The 17,828-nt window shown below is 60.9% G+C and carries 15 protein-coding genes; 10 read left to right on the plus strand and 5 right to left on the minus strand.

The genetic code is table 11. The features are described 5' to 3' along the window. Positions 1-98: 98 nt before the first annotated feature. Positions 99-1,526, minus strand: coding sequence for an arginine-ornithine antiporter (gene arcD, locus M1D99_RS23490; protein WP_434571959.1), 1,428 nt, complete (start codon positions 1,524-1,526; stop codon positions 99-101). A gap of 369 nt (positions 1,527-1,895) precedes the next feature. Here arcD (M1D99_RS23490) and arcD (M1D99_RS23495) point away from each other — a divergent pair, with 369 nt between their 5' ends. The 6 genes from arcD (M1D99_RS23495) to M1D99_RS23520 all read left to right on the plus strand — a co-directional run bounded on the left by arcD (M1D99_RS23495) (position 1,896) and on the right by M1D99_RS23520 (position 7,677). Next, positions 1,896-3,323: an arginine-ornithine antiporter gene (arcD, locus tag M1D99_RS23495; RefSeq protein ID WP_217884302.1), complete on the plus strand. Its 1,428-nt coding sequence runs from the start codon at positions 1,896-1,898 to the stop codon at positions 3,321-3,323. A 31-nt stretch (positions 3,324-3,354) separates the two neighbouring features. Then, complete coding sequence (gene arcA, locus M1D99_RS23500) at positions 3,355-4,611, plus strand: arginine deiminase (protein ID WP_458130848.1); 1,257 nt, start codon at positions 3,355-3,357, stop codon at positions 4,609-4,611. A gap of 70 nt (positions 4,612-4,681) precedes the next feature. Then, positions 4,682-5,692, plus strand: a complete 1,011-nt coding sequence (locus M1D99_RS23505) for an ornithine carbamoyltransferase (protein ID WP_186708478.1) — start codon at positions 4,682-4,684, stop codon at positions 5,690-5,692. A gap of 166 nt (positions 5,693-5,858) precedes the next feature. Further along, positions 5,859-6,788, plus strand: coding sequence for a carbamate kinase (arcC, locus tag M1D99_RS23510; protein WP_434571963.1), 930 nt, complete (start codon positions 5,859-5,861; stop codon positions 6,786-6,788). A gap of 64 nt (positions 6,789-6,852) precedes the next feature. After that, positions 6,853-7,212 carry a DUF5064 family protein gene (locus M1D99_RS23515; protein WP_186708475.1) on the plus strand — a complete coding sequence of 120 codons (360 nt, stop codon included), beginning with the start codon at positions 6,853-6,855 and terminating at the stop codon, positions 7,210-7,212. A gap of 288 nt (positions 7,213-7,500) precedes the next feature. Continuing rightward, positions 7,501-7,677 (plus strand): hypothetical protein, encoded by a 177-nt coding sequence (locus tag M1D99_RS23520; protein ID WP_162843733.1) that lies wholly within the window; start codon positions 7,501-7,503, stop codon positions 7,675-7,677. Positions 7,678-7,684: 7 nt separating this feature from the next. Here the strand turns inward: M1D99_RS23520 and M1D99_RS23525 are convergent, their stop codons facing one another. Continuing rightward, positions 7,685-8,578 (minus strand): helix-turn-helix domain-containing protein, encoded by an 894-nt coding sequence (locus M1D99_RS23525; protein WP_186708473.1) that lies wholly within the window; start codon positions 8,576-8,578, stop codon positions 7,685-7,687. Between the two features lie 175 nt (positions 8,579-8,753). Here M1D99_RS23525 and pobA point away from each other — a divergent pair, with 175 nt between their 5' ends. Together pobA and M1D99_RS23535 are read left to right on the plus strand one after the other, a co-directional pair. Beyond that, positions 8,754-9,944 carry a 4-hydroxybenzoate 3-monooxygenase gene (pobA, locus tag M1D99_RS23530; protein ID WP_458130849.1) on the plus strand — a complete coding sequence of 397 codons (1,191 nt, stop codon included), beginning with the start codon at positions 8,754-8,756 and terminating at the stop codon, positions 9,942-9,944. 69 nt (positions 9,945-10,013) lie between these two features. After that, the gene (locus M1D99_RS23535; RefSeq protein WP_458130850.1) at positions 10,014-11,531 is read left to right on the plus strand and encodes an MDR family MFS transporter; all 1,518 of its coding nucleotides are present in this window, start codon (positions 10,014-10,016) and stop codon (positions 11,529-11,531) included. Between the two features lie 138 nt (positions 11,532-11,669). Here M1D99_RS23535 and M1D99_RS23540 read toward each other — a convergent pair whose 3' ends face one another. Continuing rightward, a complete protein-coding gene (locus tag M1D99_RS23540) occupies positions 11,670-13,019 on the minus strand; it encodes a spinster family MFS transporter (protein ID WP_053119054.1) in 1,350 nt (449 codons plus the stop codon). Positions 13,020-13,378: 359 nt separating this feature from the next. Between M1D99_RS23540 and M1D99_RS23545 the strand changes: the two genes are divergently transcribed. Further along, entirely contained in the window at positions 13,379-15,556 is a 2,178-nt protein-coding gene (locus tag M1D99_RS23545; protein ID WP_186708465.1) for a hypothetical protein, read from the plus strand. A 298-nt stretch (positions 15,557-15,854) separates the two neighbouring features. On the opposite strand, the gene M1D99_RS23550 is transcribed toward M1D99_RS23545, so the two are convergent. Together M1D99_RS23550 and M1D99_RS23555 are read right to left on the minus strand one after the other, a co-directional pair. Continuing rightward, on the minus strand, positions 15,855-16,160 hold the full coding sequence (locus M1D99_RS23550; protein WP_053119051.1) for a DUF2288 domain-containing protein: 306 nt from the start codon (positions 16,158-16,160) through the stop codon (positions 15,855-15,857). Continuing rightward, positions 16,157-16,318, minus strand: a complete 162-nt coding sequence (locus tag M1D99_RS23555) for a hypothetical protein (protein WP_186708488.1) — start codon at positions 16,316-16,318, stop codon at positions 16,157-16,159. Before M1D99_RS23555 ends, M1D99_RS23550 begins: the two co-directional genes overlap by 4 nt. 181 nt (positions 16,319-16,499) lie before the next feature. Between M1D99_RS23555 and M1D99_RS23560 the strand changes: the two genes are divergently transcribed. Continuing rightward, complete coding sequence (locus M1D99_RS23560; RefSeq protein WP_186708463.1) at positions 16,500-17,627, plus strand: branched-chain amino acid ABC transporter substrate-binding protein; 1,128 nt, start codon at positions 16,500-16,502, stop codon at positions 17,625-17,627. Positions 17,628-17,828 lie beyond the last annotated feature (201 nt).

Consider the following 17,828-nt stretch of genomic DNA (forward strand, 5'->3'; position numbering starts at 1 on the left):
GGGGCGCGTAGCGGCCCTATTTTTTTGGGGGCTGCTGCGCAGCCCAGCGGGAGCAAGCTCCCTCGCCACAAGGGTTCGCCTCGGCATTACGGTGAACCTCACAACGCCAAAAACCCACTGTACAACCCATACGCCGCTACACCCGCGCCAAACAGCACACAGGCAAAAACACCTTTTTCCACAGCGGTGAACAAGGGCTGTCCCTGTTCCCACTTGGCCTGGGCAAACAGGATCACTCCGGGTGCATACAACAACGCCGACAGCAGCAGGTATTTCAACCCGCCGGCGTACAGCAGCCACACCGCGTAGCACAGGGCCACGCCACCTATGCACAGGTCTTTCATGCGCTGGGCCGAGGCTCGTTCGTAGGTTTCCCCACGGACGCACAGCAGCACCGCATAAGCGGCCGACCACAGGTACGGCATCAGGATCATCGATGAGGCCAGATAAATCAGGCTGGTGTAGGTGCCGGCGGAAAACAACGTGATAAGCAAAAACAGTTGGATCATGCCATTGGTCAACCACAGCGCATTGACCGGCGCATGGTTGGCATTTTCCTTGGTGAGGAATGCCGGCATGGTCTTGTCCCGGGCGGTGGCGTAGAGGATCTCGGCGCACAGCAGCGCCCAGGACAGCAGCGCCCCCAGTAATGACACCGCCAAGCCCAGGCTGATCAGCAATGCGCCCCAAGGCCCGACAATGTGCTCCAGCACGCCGGCCAGTGACGGGTTCTGCAACTGCGCCAATTCCGGCTGGCTCATGACCCCCAGGGACAACACATTCACCAGCACCAGCAACGCCAGGACACCGAGGAAACCGATCACCGTCGCCCGCCCAACGTCCGCACGTTTCTGTGCCCGCGCCGAGTACACGCTGGCACCTTCGATACCGATGAACACGAACACCGTGACCAGCATCATGTGCCGCACCTGGTCCATCACGCTGCCCAGGTCCGGGCTCATCGCGCCCCAGATATCGCGGGTGAACACCTCGGCCTTGAAGGCCACGGCGGCCAGGACGATGAACATCAACAGCGGCACGACCTTGGCCACGGTGGTCACCAGGTTGATGAACGCCGCCTCCTTGATGCCCCGCAACACCAGGAAATGCACGGCCCACAACAGCAACGATGCACAGCCGATGGCCACCGGCGTGTTGCCCTGGCCAAACGCCGGGAAGAAATACCCCAAGGTGCTGAACAGCAGCACGAAGTAACCGACATTGCCCATCCAGGCGCTGATCCAGTAACCCCAGGCGGACGAGAAGCCCATGTAGTCACCGAACCCGGCCTTGGCGTAGGCATACACGCCCGAGTCCAATGCCGGTTTGCGATTGGCCAGGGTCTGGAACACGAAGGCCAGGGTGAGCATGCCGACAGCGGTGATGGCCCAGCCGATCAGTACCGCACCGACATCGGCCCTAGCCGCGACGTTTTGCGGCAGGGAAAAGATCCCACCACCGATCATCGACCCCACCACCAGTGCGACCAACGCGCCCAGTGGCAACTTTTCAATCGGTGGCGACATTTCCCCTCGCTATTTAATAATTAAATAAAAGCCGATAGCGTTTTTGAATAACGCGCGCATTGCAAAGTCCGTTGTCTTATTTATCAGCCACTATTCAATGGCGCTAAATAAAAATACCAGGACAGCCACCTACAAAATAGTTGCGGCTCAGTGGAAATCAACTAGCGTGAATATCCTACCGAAACGCAATCACCCAGCCCCCCTGCAAAAAGCCTCTGGAATAGGCTTTTTGTGCATCTAAACACGCCAACGGACGCTTTAAGTTCTTCATTACAATGGAATGTTGTCATGCACTGATCCAGATCAGCTATTTAACTTTCAAATCGACTTAGTCTGTTGACTCTCTTCTCCTGCATTGGAGTCTCGCATATGTCTGATACCCCCGGAAAACTTCGATTGGGTGCGTTGGTCGCATTGGTCGTCGGCTCAATGATCGGCGGGGGAATCTTTTCCCTGCCACAAAACATGGCGGCCAGTGCCGATGTCGGCGCGGTGCTGATCGGCTGGGCCATCACCGCCGTCGGCATGTTGACCCTGGCCTTCGTGTTCCAGACCCTGGCCAACCGCAAGCCTGATCTGGACGGCGGCGTGTATGCCTATGCCAAGGCCGGGTTCGGCGACTACATGGGTTTTTCGTCGGCCTGGGGCTACTGGATCAGCGCGTGGCTGGGTAACGTCGGTTACTTCGTGCTGCTGTTCAGCACCTTGGGCTACTTCTTTCCGATCTTTGGTGAAGGCAATACCGTCGCGGCGGTGATCGGCGCCTCCGTGCTGCTGTGGGCGGTGCATTTCCTGGTGCTGCGCGGGATCAAGGAAGCCGCGTTCATCAACCTGGTCACCACCGTCGCCAAGATCGTGCCGCTGGTGCTGTTCGTGCTGATCGCCCTGTTCGCTTTCAAGCTCGAGATCTTCACCCGGGACATCTGGGGCACGATGAACCCGGACCTGGGCAGCGTGATGAACCAGGTGCGCAAGATGATGCTGGTCACCGTGTGGGTGTTCATCGGCATCGAGGGCGCGAGCATTTTTTCCGCCCGGGCCGAGAAACGCAGCGACGTCGGCAAGGCCACCGTCATCGGTTTCATCACCGTGCTGCTGTTCCTGGTGCTGGTGAACGTGCTGTCCCTGGGCATCATGACCCAGCCTGAACTGGCGAAGTTGCAGAACCCGTCCATGGCCGCCGTGCTGGAACATGTCGTCGGGCATTGGGGGGCGGTGCTGATCAGCGTCGGCCTGATCATCTCGCTGCTCGGCGCCCTGCTGTCCTGGGTACTGCTGTGCGCCGAGATCATGTTTGCCGCTGCCAAAGACCACACCATGCCCGAGTTCCTGCGCCGGGAGAACGCCAACCACGTACCGGCCAACGCCCTGTGGCTGACCAATGCGATGGTCCAGCTGTTTCTGGTCATCACCCTGTTCTCGGCCAGCACCTACCTGTCACTGATCTACCTCGCCACCTCGATGATCCTCGTGCCGTACCTCTGGTCGGCGGCCTATGCGCTGCTGCTGGCGGTGCGCGGCGAGACCTATGAAGGCTTCGCGGCCGAGCGGCGCAAGGACCTGGTCATCGGGGCCATCGCCCTGATCTATGCGGTGTGGCTGCTGTATGCCGGCGGCATCAAGTACCTGCTGCTCTCCGCCCTGCTCTACGCCCCTGGCGCGATCCTGTTTGCCAAGGCCAAGCGCGAGTTGGGCAAACCGATTTTCACCTCTGTCGAGAAGCTGATTTTCGCCGCGGTGGTCGCAGGCGCCCTCGTGGCCGCCTACGGGCTCTACGACGGCTTCCTGACCTTGTAGTTGGCTGATTGTTTTAACGGGAGGATGTGTAATGACCACGGAAAAAGTGAAGTACGGCGTTCATTCCGAAGCCGGCAAACTGCGTAAAGTCATGGTCTGTTCCCCAGGCCTGGCCCACCAGCGGCTGACCCCGAACAACTGCGACGAGCTGCTGTTCGACGATGTGATCTGGGTCAACCAGGCCAAGCGCGACCATTTCGATTTCGTCACCAAGCTGCGCGAGCGTGACATCGACGTGCTGGAAATGCACAACCTGCTGACCGACATCGTCGCCATCCCCGAAGCCCTGGACTGGATCCTCCAGCGCAAGATCACCGCCAACTCGGTGGGCCTGGGCCTGGTGAATGAAGTCGGTTCGTGGCTGCGCAGCCTGGAACCGCGCCATATCGCCGAGTTCCTCATCGGCGGCGTCTCGGCCGATGACCTGCCGGACAGCTTCGGTGGCAAGACTATCCAGATGTTCCGCGACTTTCTCGGACATTCCAGCTTTATCCTGCCGCCGTTGCCCAATACCCAGTTCACCCGCGACACCACGTGCTGGATCTACGGCGGCGTGACCTTGAACCCGATGTACTGGCCGGCGCGCCGACAGGAAACCCTGCTGGCCAGCGCCATCTATAAATTCCATCCGGAGTTCACCCACGCGGACTTCCAGGTCTGGTACGGCGATCCGGACCAGGACCACGGCAACGCCACCCTTGAAGGCGGCGACGTCATGCCCATCGGCAACGGCGTGGTGTTGATCGGCATGGGCGAACGCTCGTCCCACCAGGCCATCGGCCAGTTGGCGCTGAACCTGTTCAAGCACAAGGCGGTGGAACGGGTGATTGTCGCTGGCTTGCCGAAATCCCGGGCCGCCATGCACCTGGACACTGTGTTCAGTTTCTGCGACCGCGACCTGGTCACGGTATTCCCCGAAGTGGTGAGCCAGATCGTCGCCTTCTCCCTGCGCCCTGACGAGAGCAAGCCCGGCGGCATCGACGTGCGCCGCGAGGACGGCAGCTTCCTCGACACCGTGGCCGCCGCGCTCAAGCTACCCGCGTTGCGAGTCGTGGAAACCGGCGGCAACAGCTTCGCCGCCGAACGCGAGCAATGGGACGACGGCAACAACGTCGTGGCGGTGGAACCGGGCGTGGTGATCGGCTACGACCGCAATACCTACACCAATACCCTGCTGCGCAAGGCCGGCGTGGAAGTCATCACCATCAGCGCCAGCGAACTGGGCCGGGGCCGGGGCGGTGGCCATTGCATGACCTGCCCGATCATCCGCGACCCGATCGATTACTGACTTCGAGCCGGGGCCGTTCCTTATCCAAAATCGGTCTCGGGGATAACCTACACCAGAGGAGATCCACACCATGGCGTTCAACATGCGCAACCGCAGCCTGCTGAGCCTGATGCACCACACCAACCGCGAGCTGCACTTTCTGCTGGACCTGTCCCGCGACCTCAAGCGTGCCAAGTACACCGGCACCGAACAGCCGCACCTCAAGGGCAAGAACATCGCGCTGATCTTCGAGAAAACCTCGACCCGCACCCGCTGCGCCTTCGAAGTCGCCGCCCACGACCAGGGCGCCCACGTCACCTACATCGACCCGGTGTCGTCGCAGATCGGCCACAAGGAAAGCATGAAAGACACCGCCCGGGTCCTGGGGCGGATGTTCGACGCCATCGAATACCGTGGCTTCGAGCAGGAGATCGTCGAGGAGTTGGCCACGTTCGCCGGGGTGCCGGTGTTCAACGGCCTGACCGCCGAATTCCACCCGACCCAAATGATCGCCGACACCCTGACCATGCGCGAACACAGCGACAAGCCGCTGCATGACATCAGCTACGCCTACCTGGGCGATGCCCGCTATAACATGGGCAATTCGTTGCTGATGATCGGCGCGAAGCTGGGCATGGACGTGCGCATCGGCGCGCCAAAAGCCTTGTGGCCGCACCAGGATTTCATCGACCAGTGCCAGGCCTTCGCCGCCGAAAGTGGCGCCCGCCTGACCATCACCGAAGACCCGAGGGAAGCCGTCAAGGGCGTGGACTTCATCCACACCGACATCTGGGTGTCCATGGGCGAGCCGGTGGAGGCCTGGGATGAGCGCATCGAGCAATTGCTGCCCTACCAGGTCAACGCGCAGATGATGAAGGCCTCGGGCAACCCACGGGTGAAATTCATGCACTGCCTGCCGGCGTTCCATAACAGTGAAACCAAGGTCGGCAAGGACATCGCCGCACGCTACCCGAACCTGGCCAACGGCGTGGAAGTGACCGAGGAGGTGTTCGAATCCCCGGCCAACATCGCCTTCGAGCAGGCGGAAAATCGCATGCACACCATCAAGGCGATCCTGGTGGCGGCGTTGGCGGATATCTAAAAATCCCGTCCGCCCCTTGTTGGAATGCGATCCAGTGTGGGAGCGGGCTTGCTCGCGAAAGCGGTGTATCAGTCTAAATAAATGTTGCCTGTAACACCGCTTTCGCGAGCAAGCCCGCTCCCACAGGGAACTGCATTGTTCGATCCATTTTTTAAAGGACAGCACCATGCGCATCGTCGTTGCCCTGGGCGGTAACGCCCTCCTGCGTCGGGGTGAACCCATGACCGCAGCCAATCAACGCAGCAACATCCGCACCGCGACCGAACAGATCGCCAAGATCCACCCCGGCAACCAACTGGTCATCGCCCACGGCAACGGCCCGCAAGTCGGCCTGCTGTCGCTGCAGGCGGCGGCCTACACCTCGGTCACGCCGTACCCGCTGGACGTGCTCGGCGCCGAAACCGAGGGCATGATCGGCTACATCATCGAACAGGAACTGGGCAATCTGCTGGACTTCGAAGTCCCCTTCGCCACGCTCCTGACCCAGGTCGAAGTGGACGCCAACGACCCGGCCTTCCAAACCCCCACCAAGCCCATCGGCCCGGTCTACAGCCGGGAAGAAGCACAGGCACTGGCCGCTGAAAAAGGCTGGGCCATCGCCCCCGACGGCGACAAGTTCCGTCGCGTGGTCGCCAGCCCCAGGCCCAAGCGCATCTTTGAAATCCGCCCGATCAAATGGCTGCTGGAAAAAGGCAGTATCGTGATCTGCGCCGGCGGTGGCGGCATCCCGACGATGTACGACGCCGACGGCAAGCTGCAAGGCGTGGAAGCGGTGATCGACAAGGACCTGTGCTCGGCGCTGCTGGCCGAACAGCTGGAAAGCGATCTGCTGGTGATCGCCACCGACGTCAACGCTGCGTTCATCGACTTTGGCAAGCCGACCCAGAAAGCCATCGCCCAGGCCCATCCCGACGAACTGGAACGGCTCGGCTTCGCCGCCGGTTCCATGGGGCCGAAAGTGCAGGCCGCCTGTGAATTCGCGCGCAACACCGGCAAGGTCGCGGTGATCGGGTCGCTGTCGGACATCGATGCTATCGTCCAGGGCACCGCCGGCACGCGCATCAGCACGGCGACGCCGGGCATTGTTTATCGCTAACGGGAAAACTTATGCGGCAGGCACGGTGTCTGCCGTTCTCCATGCCTTCGAAGGAGAGTCGTTTATGGCCACGTTCAAACCCGGTCACCTGCACATGGAACGCCATGCGCTGAACAAGGATGATTTCAGCTACAACCTGTGCATCGACTACAAGCTCGATCGGAATGACAAGGGCGAGACGGGCATGTCGTTCCAACTGCACGGCACGGTGGAAGAAAAAACCCTGGACGAAACCTTTTTCCTGGCCAAGGACCAGGCCTTCGACTTCGCCCGCCATGCCACGCGCATCGCCCAGAAATACGGCCTGCCCAAGGCTGCCAGCATCGGTTCGATGCACAAGTACTACGACGAAATGTTCGAAGACGTGCGCCACCAACTGGACGTCAAGCCGGGCGACCCGATGAAGCCGGAGCACCTGGAATAACTGGCTGGGAAACGCTGCCATTCCTGACATGAAATGAACCTGTGGCGAGGGAGCTTGCTCCCGCTCGGTTGCGCAGCGACCGCAAGAGCTTGGGGCCGCTGCGCGGCCCAGCGGGAGCAAGCTCCCTCGCCACAATGAAGCAGGGCTTCAGCCTGAAGCCTGGGCCCAACAGGGAATATCAGTGTTCTGAATATCGGGTTACACACAAAGCCTGCCTGGCTGGCAACTCGCTATAGCTGACCTATGCTGAATACAGTACCCCCGGGTATTCGTTCAGAGGTCACCGCCATGAACATCAAAACAAGAAGACGCCTCGCCATTTTCGTCACTTGCGCCGCTACGCTTGCGCTGTATGGCACGGCGGCCTACCGGGTCGAGCAGGCCAGGCAACTGCCCCGTGAATACGCCAGCTGCAACTTCGAACGCTGCATCCCCCACAGCGCAACCCTGAACGCCCTGCGCTGAGGCGTGGTCAGTCTTCCTGTTGATCGGTCTTGAGCCGGTCCCGGAACGCCTTGGGCGAGATACCGACGCGCCGGCGGAACAGCCGGGTGAAGTTGGTCGGGTCGGAAAACCCAAGCAGTTCGGAAATCTCGTAGATGGTCATGCCGGTGTAGGTCAGCAGGCGCTTGGCTTCCAGCAACTGGCGCTCATGCATGATCTGCAACGCCGGTTGCCCCGCCAGTTCACGACAGGTGCCGTTGAGGTGCGACACGGAAATGCCCAGGCGATGGGCCAGGTCTTCGACCTTGACGTGCTCGCGATAGGTTTCTTCCACCAACTGAATGAAACCGTTGAGGTACTCCCGGGCCCGTTGCGGGCGCTGGGCCTGGGTGTGGCGCTGCATCACCTGGCGACTGACCCAGACCATGATCACGCTGACCAGGGCATGCATGAGCATTTCCCGGGCCGGTTGATGGCCCATGTACTCATTCTGCAAGGCGCTGAACAGGCTGTTGAGGTACTCGGCATTCTCGAGGGCCGGGTAGCTTTCGGCCTGGGCCAGCACGTTGACCGAATGCCCCAGCTGCGCTTGCAGGTGCGTGACCAGCGGCGCCGCCAACGTCACCACGTAACCTTCCACATCCTCGGAAAAACGAAAGCCATGGACCGACAGCGGCGGCAGGATCTGCACGGCCGGCTCGGTGAGTTGCGTGCGCCGGCCTTCGATTTCCAGTTCCGCCTGGCCCTTGAAGACAAACAGCAACTGGCACAGATCGGCGTGCCGATGGGGTTTGATTTCCCATTGATGCTCGCGGCTGCGCTTGGAGATGGTCTCGCAGTGCAGCAGATCCGGCGTCGGCCATTCCTGGCTCTCACCGTAGAGCTTGAACACCGGGATCGAAGGCAGGTCAGGTTTTTTCATAACGTGGATCCGGGCGTGGGGTTGCGGGCGATAATCGCACCAATTGGCGAAAAGAACAGGTATCGGCTCAGTTTTCCCCTTCAACTGACAGGTCCGCAAGCGAAAAATGCAGGCACTCGGTCCATAACAATCAACACCGACCCTGGTCGCGTGCTTCGTGCGAGTCATAAGAACAATGAAAACCCTCAAGACCCAAGTCGCTATCATCGGCGCCGGCCCCTCTGGCCTGCTGCTCGGCCAGTTGTTGCACAACGCCGGGATCGACACTGTCATCCTCGAACGCCAGGCCCCGGACTATGTCTTGGGCCGCATCCGCGCCGGTGTGCTGGAGCAAGGCATGGTCGAGCTGCTGCGCCAGGCCGGCGTTGGCCAGCGCATGGACGCCGAAGGCCTGCCCCATGACGGCTTTGAACTGGTGCTCAACGATCGGCGAGTGCACATCGACCTCAAGGGCCTGACCGGCGGTAAAAACGTCATGGTCTACGGCCAGACCGAAGTCACCCGTGACTTGATGGCCGCCCGCGAAGCCGCCGGCGCCCGCACCCTGTACCTGGCCAGCGACGCCCAGCCCCACGACATGCAAACCGAGCATCCCTTCGTGACCTTCGAACACGAAGGGCAAACCTGGCGCCTGGACTGCGACTACATTGCCGGTTGCGACGGTTTCCACGGCGTGGCCCGCCAGTCCATTCCAGCGGAAAAGCTCAAGGTCTTCGAGCGCGTCTACCCGTTTGGCTGGCTCGGCGTACTGGCCGACACCCCGCCGGTGCACGAGGAGCTGGTCTACGCGCGGCACGACCGCGGGTTTGCCCTGTGCAGCATGCGCTCCAAGACCCGCACCCGTTATTACCTGCAAGTCCCCGCCGAGGAACACGTCGCCGACTGGCCTGACGAGCGCTTCTGGAGTGAACTGAAAAACCGCCTGCCCGCCGACCTGGCCGACGCCTTGGTGACCGGCCCCTCCATCGAAAAAAGCATCGCGCCCCTGCGCAGCTTCGTGGTCGAACCGATGCAGTATGGGCGGATGTTCCTGGTGGGCGACGCGGCCCACATCGTCCCACCGACGGGGGCCAAGGGCTTGAACCTGGCGGCCAGCGATGTCAGCACGCTGTTCAACATCTTGCTCAAGGTCTATCGCGACGGCCGTGTGGACTTGCTGGAACAATATTCGGCCATCTGCCTGCGACGCGTGTGGAAAGCCGAGCGGTTCTCCTGGTGGATGACGTCGATGCTGCACCGCTTCGACGACGACGCCTTCAACCAGCGCATCAGCGAAGCCGAACTGGAGTATTTCCTCGACTCCGAGGCCGGTCGAAAAACCATTGCGGAAAATTACGTCGGGCTTCCTTACGAGGCTATCGAATAGCCGCCTATCGACTTAAACTGCGGGCTTCGTCCCATTCGCCTCTTTGGCGCGACGCCCGCAGGTTCTGTCGTGACTCAGCTCAATACGCTCCAAGCCCCAAAACCGGCCATTCGCAGCGTACTGGTTGCCCTGATGCTGGCGATTTTCCTCGGTGCGCTGGACCAGACCATCGTCGCCGTCTCGATGCCGGCCATCTCCGCACAATTCGCCGACGTCAGCCTGCTGGCCTGGGTGATTTCCGGCTACATGGTCGCCATGACCGTGGCGGTGCCGATCTACGGCAAGCTCGGCGACCTTTATGGCCGCCGACCACTGATGTTGTTCGGCATGGGCCTGTTCACCCTGGCCTCGCTGTTCTGTGGCCTGGCGCAAAACATGGAACAACTGGTACTGGCGCGGATTTTCCAGGGCATCGGCGCCGGCGGGATGATTTCGGTGAGCCAGGCGATCATCGGCGACATCATCCCGCCCCGGGAGCGGGGTCGCTACCAGGGGTATTTCAGCAGCATGTACGCGGTGGCCAGCGTGGCCGGGCCGGTGCTCGGTGGCTACATGACCGAATACCTGTCGTGGCGCTGGGTGTTCTGGATCAACCTGCCACTGGGCCTCGTGGCCTGGTGGGTGGCCCGGCGCACCCTGGTCGGGCTGCCAGTACCGCAACGCACGCCGATCATCGATTACCTGGGCACCGTGTTGCTGATCATCGGCCTGACAGCATTGTTGCTGGGGATTACCCAGGTCGGCCAAGGCCATGCCTGGCACAGCCCTGAAGTGCTGGGGTTGCTGGGTTGCGCGGGGGTAGCGCTGGGGATGTTCGCCTGGCACGAGCGCCGGGCCCGGGAACCGTTGCTGCCGATGCACCTGTTCGCCAACCGCAGCGCGGTGCTGTGCTGGTGCACGGTGTTCTTCACCAGTTTCCAGGCGATTTCCCTGACGGTGCTGGTGCCGTTGCGCTTCCAGAGCGTGACCGGCGCCGGTGCCGACAGCGCCGCGTTGCACTTGTTGCCGCTGGCGATGGGGCTGCCCATTGGCGCGTATTACGCCGGCCGCCGAACCTCGGTCACGGGGCGCTACAAACCGATGATCCTCAGCGGCGCCCTGCTCTTTCCATTCGCGATCCTCGGCATGGCCTTCACGGCGCCTGATGCGTTCTGGCTCAGCAGCCTGTTCATGCTGCTCAGCGGCATCGCCTCCGGCATGCAGTTCCCCACGTCGCTGGTGGGCTCGCAAAACGCCGTGCAGCAACAGGACATTGGCGTCGCCACCAGCACCACCAACCTGTTCCGCTCCCTCGGCGGCGCGGTGGGCGTGGCCTTGATGTCGGCGTTGCTGCTGGCCTTGTTGCAGGATTCAAGCTTCGCCCAGCTCACCGGATCATCGCTGCTCGGCGAAGGGCATTCCGGCAACGTCTTGCTCGACGGCCTCAACGCTGCCCCGGGCGAGGCGCAGCATGCCTTGCGCCAGGCGTTGCAGGCGACGTTCCGGCATTTGCTGCTGATCAGCGCGGCGGTGTCGCTGCTGGGGTTGGCCGCAGCGGTGGCGATGCCTGATCGCCTGTTGCGGGGGCGGGATGACAAGGCTGGATAACCTGCAACACACCACCTCTGTGGCGAGGGAGCTTGCTCCCGCTGGGCCGCGAAACGGCCCCAAAAATGGTGCGGTCGCTGCGCAACCGAGCGGGAGCAAGCTCCCTCGCCACAAAAGCATCGGCGCCACAAAATCTCATTAGGCCGTCGCCACGACACCTTCGGGCACCACAACTGCACTCATCCCATCCTTCATCCGCTTGGCATCGCGCACGAAGCAGCGTGACGCCAGGAACAGGAACACCATGGTCAGGAGCAACGCCACCGGGATCAGGTACATCGCGTCATGCAGGCCGATGGCCTTGAAGGCTTCGGTCATCTGCGGGGCGCCTGCGGTCGCCATGGCCGTGCGGGCGAAGTAGTCGGACAAGCCGCCCACCACCACCGGCCCCAGGCCGCCGCCGAGCAAATACAGCCCGGCAAAGTACAACGCCATCGCCGTGGCGCGCAGGCGCGGCTCCACCACGTCCTGGATCGCGGTGTAGACGCAGGTGTAAAAGTTATAGGCAAACAGCCAACCGACGCTGAACACCGCCACGAACACGCCGATTTCTATGCGCCCGGCATGCAGGGCCCACGCCGTGGTGACCGTCGAAATCGCCAGGCTGAACGCGGCAAACAGCAGGCGGCCGTTGGGCACGCGCTGGTGGATCTTGTCGGCGACCCAGCCGCCCAGGGTGAGCCCGAACAAGCCCGTCACGCCCACCATGATCCCGGTCGCCACGGCCGCCTCGTGCAGCGGCATCAGGAAATAACGCTGCAGCATCGGCACCAGGAATGAGTTGCAGGCATAGGTCGCGAAGTTGAAGCACAGCCCCGCCAGCACCAACCAAAGAAAGGTCGGAATCGCCAGCACCCGGCGGACCGGCTTGTCGATCTTTTCCTGGGACACCTGCACGGTTTCCGCCGCGCCGCGCTTGGGCTCCTTGATGAAAAACATGAACACCGCCAGCACCAGCCCCGGCACCGCCGCGATGAAGAACGGCGCGCGCCAGCTGTCGAAGGCCTTGACCATCGCGCCGATGGTGAAAAACGCCAGCAGCAGCCCCAGCGGCAGCCCGAGCATGAAAATGCCCATGGCCCGCGCCCGCCGATGGGCCGGGAACAGATCGCCAATCAAAGAGTTGGCCGCCGGCGCGTAGCTGGCCTCGCCGATGCCGACGCCCATGCGCACCACCAAAAACGCCCAGAAACTGCCGACCAGGCCGTTCACCGCCGTCAGCCCGCTCCAAGCCGCAAGCCCCCAGCCCATCAATTTGCTGCGCGAACCGTTATCGGCCATGCGCCCCAGGGGCAAGCCGGCAATGGCATAAACAATGGTGAACGCGGTGCCGATGATGCCGATCTGGAAGTCACTGAGGCTCCATTCCATGCGGATCGGCTCGATGATGATCGCCGGGATGGTGCGGTCGAAGAAATTGAACAGGTTGGCCAGGAACAACAGGAACAGAATGCGCCAGGCATTCGCCGCTTGGGTCGAGTTCTGCATGGGTCCGTCTCTTTTATTGTTATGGGCCAACGATCCGTGGCCTGGTTATGCAATCTAGACAGCGGCACGGGGCCTGTCTCCAATTATTCGCAAGGCTGATACCCGACCATGGAAAGCGGCGTATTTCTTGATGCCGGTCAATACCCTGCGCCAATTGCCATCATTTTGCCTTTTATTGGTTAAAGATCGAGGTTCGGTGGCCGATTCAACATGATCAGGAAAAGATTATCCCGAGCGCTGCTCAGGCTGTAGCCCTGACCGCTTGGACCGACATTCGCGTTTATCCCGGCGCGAATTCCCATCCGCGAGGGTTCGATGATCGCATTCGTCGAGCCACCAGTTCAGGCACATGGCGCACAATGACCTCAAAAAAAACAGCCACTGCGGTATCCGATCTGACCTTGAGCCCGGCCGCCAACGGCCCTGAAGTCTCGAAGCCGTCGCCCCCTCCGCGCCCTCTGTCGACCCAGCAGTACCTGTATTTCACCGAAACCAATACCGACCGTATCCTCGACAACCTCGATGGCCTGCGTGACACCGTGTTCCCGCGCCCACCGCACCTGGTAGACGACGAATTCGACCGTGCCCAGCAAGAGTTTCCGTCGGTGTGCCTGATCGGCCTGGGTCGCTGCGGCTCCAACATCGCCCTGGACGTGGCCGAGCTGGTGTACAACGCCCGCAAGTTCTACCTCAACGAATTCAACGCCGAAGACAAAGGCTACAGCGACAAGGGCTACAGCCCGGCGCAGTGGATCCGCAACAACCTGCGCCTGGGCACCAGCAAGGCCAGCAAGCCGGTATTCCTGGTGGAACCGCTGGTCATGCTCGGCGACCTGGACAAGGACATCGCCGGGCGCATCCGTTTCTCGCGCAAGGGCGAGAAAAGCGGCTTTTTGCGCGACTACAGCAAAATGAAAATCATGGACCTGTCGGAAGTCCACGCCGGTGGCGCCGGTAACGCGCCGATCCTCGGCCAGTACCTGGCCAAGATCATCCTGAACAAGGACACCCAGCGTTTCTCCAGCCCCGACTGGAAAATGATCCACTCGTACCTGATCGACAGCTGCGGCATCAAGGCCAACCAGTCGCGCCTGTATTTCTCGATCTTCAGCGCCGGCGGCGGTACCGGTTCGGGCATGGCCTCCGAGTTCGGCCTGGCCCAGCAGTACTCGTACATGAACAAGACGTTCGACACCAAGCCGATGGACGAACACGACAGCAAGAGCGGTCATTCCTTCGTCTTCGAGCCGATTTTCACCAGCGGCATCTGCGTGCTGCCGAACATTTCCGACCATCGCAGTGAAATGTCCGAGGCGCTGCACATCAACGCCGGACGCCTGCTGTGCAAATACCTCTCGGAAGAATGGGATTTCTCCTACAACTTCGCCAATGAAGACAGCAGCGAAGCCAGCGTCATGGGCCGTATCCGTCCATGGAACGCGATGATGCTGATTTCCAACGACATCATGCGTTACGCCGAGGAAAGCGATGACGGCAACATCCAGAACATTGATGTCAATGCGATGGAAAAACACGCCAACCAGTACATTTCCCAGCAGATCTTCAACATCCTGACGGCCCAGGCCGTCACCACCGACTACGACCAGAACTACTTCCGTCGCGCCGGCATCGACATTGGCGAAACCATTCGCCTGGACGCCAACGACCTGTTCATGAGCCTGGCCGGCCCCGTGGCGATTGCCTACGCCGAATCCGTCGTCCCGGAAACCCCGGCGCCGAGCGGCGACAAGTTCAAGGTATTCGAGAAAGAGCCGCCGCGCCTGAACATCGACGACCTGTTCTTCCGCTCCATCGACCTGCCGCACTTCAACAAGGTCACCCAGGCCATCGAAGGCATCAGCCTGTTACCCATCGAATCCAAGCGCTACCGTGCCTCGTTGGAGCAGTACAAGAACTCCGGCTACGACGCCGCCGCGCTGCACGACCTGCACTTCTTCAAGAACTGCTCGTCGGTGGTGTCCATTGTCTCCTTGCCCAAGGACTACAAGCTGTCCTACATGGACCTGAACCGGCTCAAGACCCACCTCAACAGCCTGTTCCCCAATACCACCCTCAAGCGCTACGCGCTGGTGATCGGCGCCTCGGCCAACCTGTCGCTGACCACCCTGATCGCCAAGAGCCCGTGCCTGTCGGATGATTTCCTGACCCTGATCGTGGCGTTCATCAAGCGCTGCTTCGCCCGCACCCCGTACCGCTTCGACGAGACCCTGGACAATTCGATCCTGGACTTCATCATCAATGAAGACTTCGACGAAGCCCGCATCGACGAACTGCTCAATGAGTTCGAGAACCCGGCGAAGATCCTCGACACCAACTGGTACGCGATCAAGCCGATGTATGAGAAAAAGTACCGTGAGCTGATCAACGATAAAGACAAGTTCGTCTCGATCAACGACATCCGCCTGTCCCGCGACTGCGTGAAGAAATCCATCAAGTACCTGCGCGAGATCTATCGTCACCGGATTGGCAAGACCAAGGTTATTTCCCTTAATAACCATACGGGCAGGTCTTATTGAGGCTGGCGCAGCACCGCGTTGCCCCTTTCGCGAGCAAGCCCGCTCCCACAGTGGACCGCATTCTTTCTGAAGAAACGCGGTCCACTGTGGGAGCGGGCTTGCTCGCGAAGGCGGCCTTGGATACACCACCGAGACAACATCCAGAAACAATTAAGCAGCCCAAAGGCTGCTCAATGAACTGTTCCCGTTACGTATACGTCACCCTGCCCTGTGGCGTTTCGCCACGGCAGGACGCCATCACGCTACTCACCTACACACTTTCAATCAGGCCAACGAGCGAACCAACTTGGTGCGTCGATCAATTCGATGCCCTTTCCTGGATCATAATCCAGGGCGAAACCACCACCGCCCAGAGCTGCGGATCGCGCTCCAAAAAATCCAGCGCCCGCGTTTCAGACAGCTTGGCGAGCTGGTCGGCGGCCAGCCAGGCGGCGACTTTGGTACCTTCGTCCTGGGCCACGGCCTCGGCGGCGGCGATCAGATCCAGTGCCGGATCGACCCACAATAGGGCACCCTTGGCAAAGAACGGCTCCAGCTCTTTCCAGGTGATGGATGCGGTTTCACCAAGCAGCTTGGCATAGAGGGTGCTAGGTTCTTGATTCATGGGAGCTGTCCGGAAAAGAAATCGGCGCGAATGATAACGTCGGTGGTCTGGCAGAAAAACCCGGTAGCAATTGCAGCACCGATTGAAAAGCGCAGGAAAGCCAAGGATTGCCGAAACGACCGGACAACCCCCGCCGCTATTCTGTCTTTTTCTTTCAATTAAGCGACACCTCCAGGTTTTGCCCCCAAGCGCCAGCTTCCCTTGCCAACAATCGGCGCTCTACACTGTACCGGTACAGTTGCCGGGGGCATTTTCCGCGAGGGTATCCAAGATATCTGACCCGGTTCTGCTGCTACGGCGCCAGGACTATAAAAACTACAACAGCATGAGTGGAGCACTATGACTAAGGCTACTAAGCAGATTTCCAAACTGTTTGCCGCTATGGTTCTGGCCGGGGTTGCCAGCCATTCGTTTGCCGCCGACACCATCAAGATCGGCATCGCCGGCCCGAAAACCGGCCCTGTAGCCCAATACGGCGACATGCAGTTCAGTGGCGCGAAAATGGCCATCGAACAGATCAACGCCAAGGGCGGCGTCGACGGCAAGCAACTGGTCGCCGTTGAATACGATGACGCCTGTGATCCAAAACAAGCGGTCGCGGTCGCGAACAAAGTCGTCAACGACGGCATCAAGTTCGTGGTCGGCCACCTGTGCTCCAGCTCCACCCAGCCCGCTTCCGACATCTACGAAGACGAAGGCGTGATCATGATCACTCCGGCGGCCACCAGCCCGGACATCACCGCTCGCGGCTACAAGATGATCTTCCGTACCATCGGCCTGGACAGCGCCCAAGGCCCTGCGGCCGGCAACTACATCGCCGACCACGTCAAGCCGAAAGTCGTTGCGGTCCTGCACGACAAGCAGCAGTACGGTGAAGGCATCGCCAGCGCCGTGAAGAAAACCCTCGAAGGCAAAGGCGTGAAAGTGGCCGTCTTCGAAGGCGTGAACGCCGGCGACAAAGACTTCTCCTCGATGATCGCCAAGCTCAAGCAAGCCAACGTCGACTTCGTCTACTACGGCGGCTACCACCCGGAGCTGGGCCTGATCCTGCGTCAATCCCAGGAAAAAGGCCTGAAGGCCAAGTTCATGGGTCCGGAAGGCGTGGGTAACGATTCCATCTCGCAGATCGCCAAGGAATCTTCCGAAGGCCTGCTGGTGACCCTGCCGAAATCCTTCGACCAGGATCCGGCCAACGTCGCCCTGGCTGACGCGTTCAAGGCCAAGAAAGAAGACCCGAGCGGTCCGTTCGTATTCCCGTCCTACTCCGCAGTGACCGTGATCGCCGACGCGATCAAGGCTGCCAAGAGCGAAGACGCAGGCAAAGTGGCTGAAGCCATCCACGCCGGCACCTTCAAGACACCTACCGGTGACTTGAGCTTCGACAAGAACGGCGACCTGAAGGACTTCAAGTTCGTGGTCTACGAGTGGCATTTCGGCAAACCTAAAACCGAAGCTTCGCCTCAGTAAGGCCTGGCCTGACTGACTGCCAATAAAGCCCACGGCGTGCCGTGGGCTTTGTTTTAAATGTATTGGGCCGCGCTGGCGTGATCCGCCAGTCTCCCCACCTGAAAATCTCAAAACCGTCATCAGCGGTTCGCTGGCAAAACTCGAGTCCGAAGTGGATGCAGATCCATGGGACCCGGGCGGGAAAATGACTCCACCAGTGAA

Source organism: Pseudomonas sp. R3-41, assembly GCF_054161485.1.

Coding starts and splice junctions, on each gene's coding strand:
- M1D99_RS23560 (WP_186708463.1), top strand. CDS start 16,500: ATGACTAAGGCTACTAAGCAGATTTCCAAACTGTTTGCCGCTATGGTT.
- arcD (WP_434571959.1), bottom strand. CDS start 1,526: ATGTCGCCACCGATTGAAAAGTTGCCACTGGGCGCGTTGGTCGCACTG.
- M1D99_RS23540 (WP_053119054.1), bottom strand. CDS start 13,019: ATGCAGAACTCGACCCAAGCGGCGAATGCCTGGCGCATTCTGTTCCTG.
- arcA (WP_458130848.1), top strand. CDS start 3,355: ATGACCACGGAAAAAGTGAAGTACGGCGTTCATTCCGAAGCCGGCAAA.
- M1D99_RS23545 (WP_186708465.1), top strand. CDS start 13,379: ATGACCTCAAAAAAAACAGCCACTGCGGTATCCGATCTGACCTTGAGC.
- M1D99_RS23520 (WP_162843733.1), top strand. CDS start 7,501: ATGAACATCAAAACAAGAAGACGCCTCGCCATTTTCGTCACTTGCGCC.
- M1D99_RS23550 (WP_053119051.1), bottom strand. CDS start 16,160: ATGAATCAAGAACCTAGCACCCTCTATGCCAAGCTGCTTGGTGAAACC.
- M1D99_RS23505 (WP_186708478.1), top strand. CDS start 4,682: ATGGCGTTCAACATGCGCAACCGCAGCCTGCTGAGCCTGATGCACCAC.
- M1D99_RS23515 (WP_186708475.1), top strand. CDS start 6,853: ATGGCCACGTTCAAACCCGGTCACCTGCACATGGAACGCCATGCGCTG.
- arcD (WP_217884302.1), top strand. CDS start 1,896: ATGTCTGATACCCCCGGAAAACTTCGATTGGGTGCGTTGGTCGCATTG.
- arcC (WP_434571963.1), top strand. CDS start 5,859: ATGCGCATCGTCGTTGCCCTGGGCGGTAACGCCCTCCTGCGTCGGGGT.
- pobA (WP_458130849.1), top strand. CDS start 8,754: ATGAAAACCCTCAAGACCCAAGTCGCTATCATCGGCGCCGGCCCCTCT.
- M1D99_RS23525 (WP_186708473.1), bottom strand. CDS start 8,578: ATGAAAAAACCTGACCTGCCTTCGATCCCGGTGTTCAAGCTCTACGGT.